This is a genomic window from Marivirga sp., assembly GCF_024636815.1.
Lineage (GTDB): Bacteria > Bacteroidota > Bacteroidia > Cytophagales > Cyclobacteriaceae > Marivirga.
Map to the genome: position 1 here is coordinate 1 of NZ_JAGXGF010000041.1, position 11113 is coordinate 11113.

An 11113-nucleotide genomic window follows, 5' to 3' on the forward strand; every position below is an offset into this window, starting at 1 on the left:
AATACTTTCTATCATAAAAAGAAGAACTGAAATAGTAAGAATGAACCGTTCTTTTCCTCGGCCAAAAACAGATTCTAGAAGAAGGTTTAAAATCATGAATTCTAAAGGAATTTAGCTTAACTTAACGACATTGGGCGCACGTGTGCCGCGCGTGCCCATTTGCAAAAACCTTTGATTTTTCTATTACAAACCGAGCGGTTCTCATCCGCATCAAATATTGCGCATAAAAAAACCTCCTCCGCTTTTGACACGAAGGAGGTAAAAAAAGAGGTCACGAGCGGATTCGAACCGCTGTGGATGGTTTTGCAGACCACTGCCTAGCCACTCGGCCACGTGACCTTATTCGCTTTTGCGATTGCAAAAATAGACATATTATCGTGCTTGTCAAATAGAGAACAAGAATAATTATTAAATAATTTAGCTTACTATATAACTACATTTATTTTTTTACCAATGAAATCATCTTGTCCCTCTTAATCCACTTAAAAAACACCCCTGAAGTCCCCTCAAGGGGACAGTCGCTCTGATTTAAATCAGTAAAAAACAAAAAAAGCCACCTACTTAAAAAGTAGATGGCTTTAGCATATATTAAATAAGATTTAGATATTACTCTTTATCCTCTTTTTTATCGTCAGCCTTTTTCTCTTCAGATTTCGCCTCTTTCTCTTCAGCTTTAGCTTCTTCCTTTTTGGCTTCTGCTTTCACTTCATCAGCTTTTGGCTCTTCTTTCTTAGCTGCTTCTTTTTCAGCTTTAGGCTCTTCCTTCTTTGCTTCTGCTTTTGGCTCTTCCTCTTTTTTAGGAGCAGCTTTTTTCTTGCTTCCGCCTTTAGCATCATCTTCCATTTGAGTTTTCAATGCAGATAATGCATCTAAATCACCTAATGTAGATGAAGAAGCTTGTTGCTTAGGAGCTGATTTCTTCTTACCACTTCCAGTAGTAGCTGGCTTCTTCTTAGGAGCTGCCTCTTCTACTTTAGAGTGTGTATGTAAGTGAGACAATACAATACGCTTATCATCTTTAGAGAATTCTAATACTTGGAATTCTAAAGACTCGCCTACTTCTGCCATAGAATCATCTGCTTTCTTCAAATGCTTAGTTGCAGCAAAACCTTCGATACCGTAAGGAAGTTCAAGAATAGCACCTTTTTCGTTTTTGTTCAACACAGTACATTTGTGCTTAGAACCTACAGTAAATACTGTCTCGAAAGTATCCCAAGGGTTTTCTTCTAATTGCTTATGTCCTAATGCTAATCTTCTGTTATCAACATCAAGTTCTAAAACAACTACGTTCAATTCCTCTCCTACTTTCACGAATTCAGATGGGTGCTTGATTTTCTTAGTCCAGCTTAAATCAGAAACGTGAACCAATCCGTCAATACCTTCTTCCAATTCGATGAACAATCCGAAGTTAGTCATATTTCTAACTACTCCTTTATGCTCAGTACCAACTGCATATTTTGTTAATACTTCTTTCTTATTCCAAGGATCTTCAGTCAATTGCTTGATACCTAATGACATCTTACGATCTTCTTTGTCCAAAGTAAGAACTACAGCTTCTAACTCATCACCAACATTGATGAAATCTTGTGGATTTCTCAAGTGCTGTGACCAGCTCATTTCAGAAACGTGAATCAAACCTTCAACACCAGGAGCGATCTCCAAGAATGCACCGTAATCAGCAACATTAACAATTTTACCTTTCACTTTAGAACCTACGTCAAGGCCTTCAGCCAATGAGTCCCAAGGGTGAGAAGTCAACTGCTTCATACCTAAAGAAATACGTTTTTTACCTTCGTCAAAGTCAAGTACTACTACTTTCACTTTTTCGTCAAGCTTCAACACCTCTTCAGGATGGTTGATTCTACCCCAAGAAATATCAGTAATGTGCAATAGACCATCAACACCACCAAGGTCAATAAATACACCAAAGTTAGTCATGTTTTTGATCACACCTTCTAGAACCTGACCTTTCTCAAGGTTGTTCAAGATTTCAGCTTTTTGCTTCTCTAGATCTTTCTCTATTAATACTTTGTGGGAAACTACTACGTTATCGTTACTGTAGTTGATTTTCACCACTTTTACTTCCATTTTCTTACCTACGAAAACATCGAAGTCGCGAATAGGCTTCACGTCAATTTGAGAACCAGGTAAGAAGGCTTCAACACCGTGTACATCCACGATTAAACCACCTTTAGTTCTTCTTTTTACTAATCCTTCGATGATTAGATCTTCGTCAAGCGCTTTTTGGATTTTGTCCCAAGCACCTACAATTTTTGCTTTTCTTCTAGATAAAACTAATTCCCCATTTTGATCTTCACGTTCTTCAACGTAAACTTCCACTTCGTCACCAATTTTTAAATCAGGAGTATCACGGAATTCATTGGTAGGAACTAATCCATCAGACTTGTACCCAACATTTAATACCACGTCACGATCGTTGATCGCAACCACAATACCTTTAACTACTTCCTGCTCAGCCAAGTCAGTAGCAACATTGTCGTACATTGCAGCTAATTCTTCTCTTTTTGATTTTGAGTAACCTTCACCAAATCCTTTGGTTTCAAATGCTTCCCAGTCGAACTCTTCATTCGATACGTTTTCTTGATTTTCTGCCATAATGTGTCAGGGCTCTTTAATTACAATGTCAATCCGAGCCAAGATTTCCATCGTTTTGGTTTACAAATACTTACCTGTTCAGATAAGCCCATTCACTCGAACGGATTGCAAAGGTACGATTTATTTGGAAAGTCGCAATATGTTCGGGCTCAGATAATAAAAAATCTATTGCTCAGCTGATTTGGAACCGCAAAGACGCTAAGACGCTAAGTTATTACAAAATTTGATTTTGCTACAAAAGCTTTTAAGCTTGAGATAAAGATTGTTAGAAACCAATTTACTACCTATCAAATTAAAATTCTTTGCGTCTTAGTGTCTTTGCGGTTAACCCACAGCCTTCGGCTGTCATCATGTTTATTCTTCGTGAAACTTGGTGAAAAATCTCAGTGCTCTTTATGGTTATATCGTGTTCCTTGTGGTTAAATATGGTTAAAATCAATCTTCTTTTAATTCGAATAGATGGGATTCAGGAAAAACAACATTATAGTTCTCTCCTACTTCAAATTCTGATTGTATTGATTTTACACTAAGGGATTGATTTTTGGAAAGTTGAAACTGATAGCGATAATAATTACCAATAAACAGCTTTTCCGTCAGCTTTAATTTTAATTGATACTTTGAATCATTATCTATATTGATCAAAATATTTTCACTCCAGATCCCAAGTAATTTTGACTGTCCTTTCCCAAGTTTGCCTTTTGGAATTAGATTTACTTCCCCTAAAATATTAGCAACGGATATAAACTCTGGTTTTTCATAAATGGCTTTAGGTTGATCACTCTTTATAATATCTCCATTCTTAAGTATATGAATAATATCAGCCAGGTAGAATGCTTCATAGAGATTATGGCTAACTAGTATTATGCTGGTATCCAATTCATCCTTAACTTCCTTAATAGCATCCAGTAGAATTTGGCGAGTGGGAAAGTCAAGTTGTGTAAAGGGTTCGTCAAGCAACAATACAGCTGGCTGAGTAGCTAATGCTCGAGCAATAGCCAATCTTTGTTTTTCTCCACCTGATAACAATTCAATTTTATGCTCCTTTACCTCTTCCAATCGCATCAACTGCAATAGTTGATTGATTTGCTGTTCCGCAAAATCAACTTTAAAAGCCAAAAGTGCATCCTTTAAATTCTCAAGGACTGTTCGGTTATGCAGGAGATTGAAATTTTGTGCTACATAAGCTAATTCCTCATGCCCTGCAACCAGAACCTCCTCCGGATTCTCTAATTCTATACCATCAAAAATAATCTTTCCACTATCCGCTGCAGTGAGTCCAGCTAAAATCTTAAGCAAGGTAGATTTACCCTCACCGCTTTTTCCCATTATCACATGCGTTTCGCCTTCCTTGATTTTCAGATTAACTTTTGAAAGTATAGGCTTATCGAATGATTTGGAAATATTTACAGCTTCTAATATAACTTTAGACATGGACTGAGTTTAATAGCTTGACGAATCAGAAACCTGTCAGGTTTACTTAAATTAATCCTTATAATTTTCAGGTCGGTGTGCCACCGACCATTAAACCCCAATGAAAAACCTGTCAGGTTTTAATCAAAAAAAGCATCAGAAAGTCAGACTCAATGAGGTATTTACTACTTCAAACCTGACAGGTTTGTAATATTTATTATCTACAAACAAAAAAAGCGAACTGATGTTCGCTTCATTTTTATATCTGTAAAAAGAAAAGGTGTTAATCTTCTTTTTTGTCTTCTTTTTTCTTAGCTGCCTTTGGCTTATCTTCAGTTTTAGCTTCCTCTTTCTTAGGAGCTGCTTTCTTTTTAGGAGCTGCCTTTTTTGCTTTCGGTGCTTCCTCTTTCTTTTCAGCTTTAGCAGTATCTTCTTTCTTGGCAGCAGGTTTTTTCTTATCTGCTTTTTCGAATTCTGCTTTAATAGCTTCTATATCAACATTTTTTATAACAGGTTGTTGTTGCAATTTCTGAATGCTATCCACTCTTTTCTTTGCTACTACTCTGTTTTTTCTTGCTTTTCTTTTGAGACTTGTTCCTGCCATGATTAGTTCTTTGTCAAAATTGGATTGCAAATGTATGCCTATTGTTCTTTTAATCAAAATATAAGTGCAATATATTTTTTAGTAATTCAAAAGCACCACCAAAATTATCAGTAAATGCTTTTGAATTAATTTTAATAATATTCTAATTTTTTATTTTGACTCTCCTTCTTCAGAATTTGATTCTTCAGGTTTATTCTTCACATATTTCTCCAGCCATTCGTGCTGCTCCCAAAGCATGTGCAGAATACTCTCTTTTGCGCTATATCCATGACTTTCTTTAGGTAACATCACCAATCGTGCAGTAGCTCCCAACCCTTTTAAAGCATTGAAATATCTTTCACTTTGTAATGGATAAGTTCCTGAATTATTATCAGCCTGACCATGGATTAACAATAATGGAGTATCCATTTTATCTGCATGCATAAATGGCGACATATTATAATAAGTCTCAGGTGAATCCCAGTAAGAACGCTCTTCACTCTGGAATCCAAAAGGTGTTAGTGTCCTGTTGTAAGCACCACTTCTGGCAATTCCAGCTGCAAATAAATCTGAGTGCGAAAGCAAATTGGCTACCATAAAAGCACCATAGGAATGACCTCCAACCGCTACTCTATTTCTATCTATATATCCCATTTCATCAACTGCGTCTATTGCTGCTTTTGCATTATCCACTAATTGTTTTCGGAATGTATCATTTGGCTCCTCCTCTCCTTCTCCAACTATTGGAAAAGCAGCTCCATCCAACACCACATAACCTTGAGTCACCCAATAAATAGGGCTACCATAATAAGGGTAAATAAATTCATTTGGATTAGATGTATTTTGACCTGCACTACTTTTGTCTTTATACTCACGAGGGTAAGCCCATAAAATCATTGGTTTTTTCTCTTTTTTAGATTTATCATAATCTGCCGGCAAATACAAAGTACCATCTAATGACAATCCATCTTCCCTTTCATAGCTTATTACTTCCTTATGCACATTTTGCATACTTTTAAAAGGATTCTCAAAAGATGTGATTTGCTTTAAGTCATTTTTCTTTCTGATATTTCTAAAGTAGTAATTAGGATAATCTGTTTGGGACTCTATTCTTACCAAAACTGTTCCTTTCTTCATATCAATAGAAGAGTATAAATTCTCAAGCTTATCGGTATATTCTGACCTATAAAGTCTATTTTTCTTTTGTGTTTTTAAATCAATCTCATCTATAAATGGAAACTGTCCCTCAGGCGTATAACCATCTCCCATTAAAAAAGCTTTATCACCATCTAATTCCAGAACATACTCATTGAAATCATTTTTAGTAGTCACAAAACTTCCGGGATCATTATAGCTATCTTGGTAATTTCTATCAAAAAGCACTTTTGGTTCTTGATCGCTAATAGAAGGATTAAAAGTATATGCTTTCATATTTCTAGTATTCCACCAGTAATCATGAGCTATTGCCATGTTATCATTTCCCCATTGAATGTATCGATATCTATTGATAGTCTTTAATAACGGCTCTCCTTCTCCTTTAAATGGGGCTTCTAATTGATAAACTTCATCTCTAAAATCCACCTCTTTTTCTGGGTCACCTTCATCTAGAGCCTTTGCATAAATTAATGTAGCAGCTTTGTCATTTCTCCAATTCATGCTTCTCCTACCTGTTCTGACAGACATAAAGCCTTTCGGTAAAACTTCCTGTAAAGGGACATCATTCACCTGGCTAATTAAATTTCCTTCTAAATCATAAATGTTCGTTTCATTAGGAAACCTATAATAAGGCACTATATATGAAAAGGGTGATTTAATTGTACTCACCATTACATACTTTCCATTTGGAGAAACTGATATGCTGGAATACATAGCCGTTGGTAAGAAATCTGTAGAATTTCCTTTCAAATCCAAAGAAACAATTTTAGATAAAGCTAATTGCTCAAAATTGAATTCATCATTAGGATTGCTCAATAGATCCTGATAGGTTCTATTCTGAGCCTTTTCTCCATCACTTACCGAAATAACGGGGCCACTTGGTATCGCTTCCCCTGTATTGATAAGCTCTTTTCTATCTTCAGGTAAAACATTCACCAATAATCCGGAATTATCTTTTTTCCACACAATTGGATTACCCATATTGGCATTAGCAATCCCTTCCATCAATCGAGTTGCTTTGCTTTCATTAATATTTAAAACCCAAATCTCAACACCAGTCGATGTAGTATGAGAAAAAGCAATCATTTTTTGATCAGGCGACCAGTTAAAGTTTGCCAATCTGGGAGTTTCAGGTAAGCCTTCTACTTCCTTAATATCATCCTTAAGTGCTTTTTTAGTTTTTATATCGTTGTAATAACGTGTTCGGCTTCCAATATTTGTTTTCGGATTTATACGTAGACCGCCTAGTCTTAATTCTTCTTCTGATAGTTCAGAAATAGATTTGTAGGGGTCTCTGTAAATCAAAACTACATTTTCTCCCTTTTTATCAATTAAAACGGAAGGTGCTAAAGGCGCATCCACTAATTCTAAAATCTCTTTAGGAGGTTTTTGATAATCTAAATTCTCTTGAGCTGTTAAGTTCAAGCTGATAAACATCAGCAGAACGAGATATAATATTTTCTTCATCGTGTTTAGTTTTTGGTTTAATAAATGAATTCAAATAAATCAGGTAGATCTTACTCTATTCAGAACAAGAAATACTGACTATACCTGAAATTATATAAAGCGCCTGATATTTACTAATTAGTTATACTCTAAAGGAAAAACTAAATGTTTAATGGTTGTTTGAGAGTTTTATCATTTATGAGTCTTATGAAAAACAATAGCTGTGAAATAATTTAAAATCAACGATAATTATTATCCAAATAACTAGAAAAACTTCTTTTTACGATTGGCAAAAGGGTTTCTTCATAAGGATAAGGCTGCAAAGCCACCACCCGAAAAGCAGAATAATTACTAACCAATTGAATATTTCTTAAAACTTGAATTTTAATTTGTTCTAAGGTTGTACCTATAGACTTTTTAATTCTATCAATAAAAACTGTTTGAAGACCTCTTATTTTCTCTTCAGCTGCTTCAAATATTGAAATTCTATATTGATATACATGATAAAATGATTCGTATTGAGGATCTATTAATAACAAGCCTTCATTTTCTCCTAAAGCCTTCACTCCTACTGGTTCTATGATTATTTGCTTTTCTACTTCATCAAAAATATTCTTTCCTACCATTATATGATTTTGTAACTTATTCATTGCAAAATCAATGATGTTTTCAAGTTCCAGAAGTTGATCATCTTCTGTTACTTTTGATTCAAAAAACAGTCTAAAATTTTTTAAATCCACTTGAGTTAATTCTTTAGGAAATGACTTCCATAAATTTTGTTTTCCATCCTTTAACTGAGCAGCATTTTTATAATGCATAATTAAATCAGCAAAAGAGGGATAAAGTTTATGTTGTTCAAAAGATTTACCTACATGTTGTAAATAGGCTAACAAAATATACTTTTTGTACTCAAAATCTAGTCTGCCTTTGGTGATCCAGTCATCTGCTAACTTTTCCATATTCATTTAATTTTTACTAAAACTGACAAAGAAATATAATCATAATCTGTCAAAAGTTCACAAACGTTAATGCGAATAATCTTACATGACAAATTTAAATTGAAAAGACTGCAATTTTGACACGGTTTTATAAGTGGCACATTTAATGTTCTCAGGAACACAGATTAACAAAAAATCAAAACATAAATTATATTAAAATGTCAAACATATCATTTAAACCAAACGAGGATAGGGTTCTAGTAGAGCCAGCTCCTGTAGAAGAAAAAACAGCATCTGGTATCATTATCCCTGATACTGCAAAAGAAAAGCCACAACAAGGTACAATAGTTGCTGTGGGTCCAGGAAAAGAAGATGCTCCTGTTACCGTTAAGGTTGGTGATTCTGTATTATACGGCAAGTATTCAGGTACAGAATTTACCCTTGAAGGAAAAGAGTATTTAATCATGAGAAATTCCGACATTTTCGGTACTATTTAATTAAAAATTAACTAAAAACATTAATTATAAAACTATGGCAAAGGATATTTCATTTGACCTAAAAGCTAGAGACGGCTTAAGAAGAGGCGTTGACAAATTAGCTAACGCAGTAAAAGTAACCTTAGGACCAAAAGGTAGAAACGTAATCATCGACAAGAAATTCGGTGCTCCTACTGTAACCAAAGATGGTGTTTCGGTAGCTAAAGAAATCGAATTGAAAGATGCAATCGAAAACATGGGCGCTCAGCTTGTGAAAGAAGTTGCTTCTAAAACTGCTGATGAAGCGGGTGACGGTACTACAACAGCCACTGTTTTGGCTCAATCAATTTTCAAGCACGGATTGAAAAACGTAACTGCGGGTGCTAACCCAATGGATTTGAAAAGAGGTATTGAAAAAGCAGTTAAAGTTGTTGTTGCAGACTTAAAGAAACAGTCTAAAGACATTTCTAACAGCAACGAAATTGAGCAAGTAGGTACTATTTCTGCTAACAATGATGCCACTATCGGTAAAATGATTGCCGAGGCAATGGATAAAGTTGGAAAAGACGGTGTAATTACTGTTGAAGAAGCAAGAGGTACTGAAACTGAAGTAAAAACTGTAGAAGGTATGCAGTTTGACAGAGGTTATCAATCTCCATATTTCGTAACCAATACTGAAAAAATGGAAGCGGAATTAGATAATCCTTATGTCTTAATTTACGATAAGAAAATTGGCAGCATGAAAGAATTGCTTCCAATCTTAGAAGCAGTTTCTCAAACTGGTAAGCCATTATTAATTATTTCTGAAGAAGTGGAAGGTGAAGCTTTAGCTACTTTAGTTGTAAACAAAATAAGAGGTTCTCTAAAAATTGCTGCTGTTAAAGCTCCAGGTTTTGGTGACAGAAGAAAAGCAATGTTGGAAGACATCGCTATCTTAACAGGTGGTACTGTTATTTCTGAAGAAAGAGGCTATAAATTAGATGGAGCTACTTTAGAATACTTAGGTACAGCAGAGAAAATCACTATCGACAAAGACAATACTACTATTGTTAATGGCGCAGGTAAAAAAGAAGATATCCAAGCGAGAGTGAGTCAAATCAAATCTCAAATGGAGAACACTACTTCTGACTACGACAAAGAAAAGTTACAAGAGCGTTTAGCTAAATTGGCAGGCGGTGTTGCAATTCTTTACATAGGTGCAGCTACAGAAGTAGAAATGAAAGAGAAGAAAGACAGAGTTGATGATGCATTACATGCTACAAGAGCTGCTGTTCAAGAAGGAATTGTTGCAGGTGGTGGTATTGCTTTATTAAGAGCAATCAAAGCTTTGGATAAAGTTGATGTTGAAAACGAAGATCAAGAAACTGGTGTAAACATCATCAGATTGGCACTTGAATCCCCCCTAAGAACAATCGTTGAAAATGCAGGTCAGGAAGGTTCAGTAATTATCAACAAAGTATTGGAAGGTAAAGACGATTACGGATTCAACGCTCGTACTAATAAATATGAGAATTTATTTAAAGCTGGTGTAATTGACCCAACTAAGGTAACTCGCTTAGCCCTTGAAAATGCAGCTTCTATCTCAGGATTATTGTTAACTACTGAATGTGTAGTTTCTGATGAAGAGGAAGAAGACAATGGTGGCGGAATGCAAGGTGGCGGAATGTCAGGTGGCATGGGCGGAATGGGTGGAATGATGTAATTCCCCTATTTTCAAAGAAGAAAATTAAGGCTTTGTCGATTGACAAAGCCTTTTTTATTTTTTTATTCTAAAAAAGTATAGCTTTACACTAAACATAACTAAGAAATGGACAAGCATAATATTTTTAAGAATTACGAAAGCTTTATTTTATTTCTACTAATCCATGTAGGAAGTTCTGATTATAGCCTCAAAGGCTCTGAGATTGAAGTTATTCTTTCCAAAATGGAAGATTATTTTCCGGACATTGAGGATATGGATCAACTTAGGTCCAAGTTTGTGGCTTTGAAAGACGAATACGAAGAACTATCCGATTCTGACATTAACCATATCATCTACCACAATTATTTGCACTACAAAAATGATAGAATCAATTCTAACAGAATCATGAATGATTTACAAGAGGTGATCATGGCAGATGGTTTTATTCATGATATGGAAACCAAAACCGTGGAAGCAATCAAGAAATTATTAAACATACGAGAGGGTGACCACTAATCTTACAGTAAATACATTACAGCTATAAAATGTGTTATTGTACCTATCAATACAAAAACATGCCAAATGGCATGAGCATAATGCATTTTATGGTTCGTGTAAAAAATAGTTCCGAGCGTGTAACTCAGCCCCCCTCCTATTAATAGTAAGAGCACCGTAGTAGATAGCTCTTCATATAATGGTTGAGCAATAAATACAGCTATCCAACCCATCCCTAAATAAAGAATTAGAGAAAGTTTAGCAAAGCGATGAGTAAAAAACACTTTAAAAACAGTTCCGAGCACAGCAATTC

General features: G+C 35.1%; 9 protein-coding genes and 1 tRNA gene. 3 read left to right on the top strand and 7 right to left on the bottom strand.

The window, feature by feature from the left end; genetic code table 11:
- Positions 1 to 268 precede the first annotated feature (268 nt).
- The 6 genes from Q0L29_RS03460 to Q0L29_RS03485 all read right to left on the bottom strand — a co-directional run bounded on the left by Q0L29_RS03460 (position 269) and on the right by Q0L29_RS03485 (position 8169).
- Positions 269 to 339, bottom strand: a tRNA-Cys gene (locus Q0L29_RS03460).
- 267 nt (positions 340 to 606) lie between these two features.
- The gene (gene rpsA, locus Q0L29_RS03465) at positions 607 to 2616 is read right to left on the bottom strand and encodes a 30S ribosomal protein S1 (protein ID WP_296619113.1); all 2010 of its coding nucleotides are present in this window, start codon (positions 2614 to 2616) and stop codon (positions 607 to 609) included.
- 435 nt (positions 2617 to 3051) lie between these two features.
- On the bottom strand, positions 3052 to 4047 hold the full coding sequence (locus tag Q0L29_RS03470; protein WP_296619115.1) for an ABC transporter ATP-binding protein: 996 nt from the start codon (positions 4045 to 4047) through the stop codon (positions 3052 to 3054).
- 262 nt (positions 4048 to 4309) lie between these two features.
- A complete protein-coding gene (locus Q0L29_RS03475) occupies positions 4310 to 4630 on the bottom strand; it encodes a hypothetical protein (protein WP_296619126.1) in 321 nt (106 codons plus the stop codon).
- 150 nt (positions 4631 to 4780) lie between these two features.
- A complete protein-coding gene (locus Q0L29_RS03480) occupies positions 4781 to 7231 on the bottom strand; it encodes a prolyl oligopeptidase family serine peptidase (protein ID WP_296619116.1) in 2451 nt (816 codons plus the stop codon).
- A gap of 218 nt (positions 7232 to 7449) precedes the next feature.
- Complete coding sequence (locus Q0L29_RS03485) at positions 7450 to 8169, bottom strand: hypothetical protein (protein ID WP_296619118.1); 720 nt, start codon at positions 8167 to 8169, stop codon at positions 7450 to 7452.
- 197 nt (positions 8170 to 8366) lie between these two features.
- Here Q0L29_RS03485 and groES point away from each other — a divergent pair, with 197 nt between their 5' ends.
- The 3 genes from groES to Q0L29_RS03500 all read left to right on the top strand — a co-directional run bounded on the left by groES (position 8367) and on the right by Q0L29_RS03500 (position 10821).
- Complete coding sequence (groES, locus tag Q0L29_RS03490; protein ID WP_296619119.1) at positions 8367 to 8645, top strand: co-chaperone GroES; 279 nt, start codon at positions 8367 to 8369, stop codon at positions 8643 to 8645.
- Positions 8646 to 8679: 34 nt separating this feature from the next.
- Positions 8680 to 10326 (top strand): chaperonin GroEL, encoded by a 1647-nt coding sequence (gene groL / locus Q0L29_RS03495; protein WP_296619121.1) that lies wholly within the window; start codon positions 8680 to 8682, stop codon positions 10324 to 10326.
- Positions 10327 to 10431: 105 nt separating this feature from the next.
- Positions 10432 to 10821: a TerB family tellurite resistance protein gene (locus Q0L29_RS03500; RefSeq protein ID WP_296619123.1), complete on the top strand. Its 390-nt coding sequence runs from the start codon at positions 10432 to 10434 to the stop codon at positions 10819 to 10821.
- A gap of 2 nt (positions 10822 to 10823) precedes the next feature.
- On the opposite strand, the gene Q0L29_RS03505 is transcribed toward Q0L29_RS03500, so the two are convergent.
- Positions 10824 to 11113: hemolysin III family protein (locus Q0L29_RS03505; RefSeq protein WP_296619125.1), on the bottom strand; the 290-nt coding region annotated here is incomplete at its 5' end.

Bases quoted from the DNA above. Each gene is read 5' to 3' on its own strand.
- rpsA (WP_296619113.1), bottom strand. From the start codon at position 2,616: ATGGCAGAAAATCAAGAAAACGTATCGAATGAAGAGTTCGACTGGGAA.
- Q0L29_RS03470 (WP_296619115.1), bottom strand. From the start codon at position 4,047: ATGTCTAAAGTTATATTAGAAGCTGTAAATATTTCCAAATCATTCGAT.
- Q0L29_RS03475 (WP_296619126.1), bottom strand. From the start codon at position 4,630: ATGGCAGGAACAAGTCTCAAAAGAAAAGCAAGAAAAAACAGAGTAGTA.
- Q0L29_RS03480 (WP_296619116.1), bottom strand. From the start codon at position 7,231: ATGAAGAAAATATTATATCTCGTTCTGCTGATGTTTATCAGCTTGAAC.
- Q0L29_RS03485 (WP_296619118.1), bottom strand. From the start codon at position 8,169: ATGGAAAAGTTAGCAGATGACTGGATCACCAAAGGCAGACTAGATTTT.
- groES (WP_296619119.1), top strand. From the start codon at position 8,367: ATGTCAAACATATCATTTAAACCAAACGAGGATAGGGTTCTAGTAGAG.
- groL (WP_296619121.1), top strand. From the start codon at position 8,680: ATGGCAAAGGATATTTCATTTGACCTAAAAGCTAGAGACGGCTTAAGA.
- Q0L29_RS03500 (WP_296619123.1), top strand. From the start codon at position 10,432: ATGGACAAGCATAATATTTTTAAGAATTACGAAAGCTTTATTTTATTT.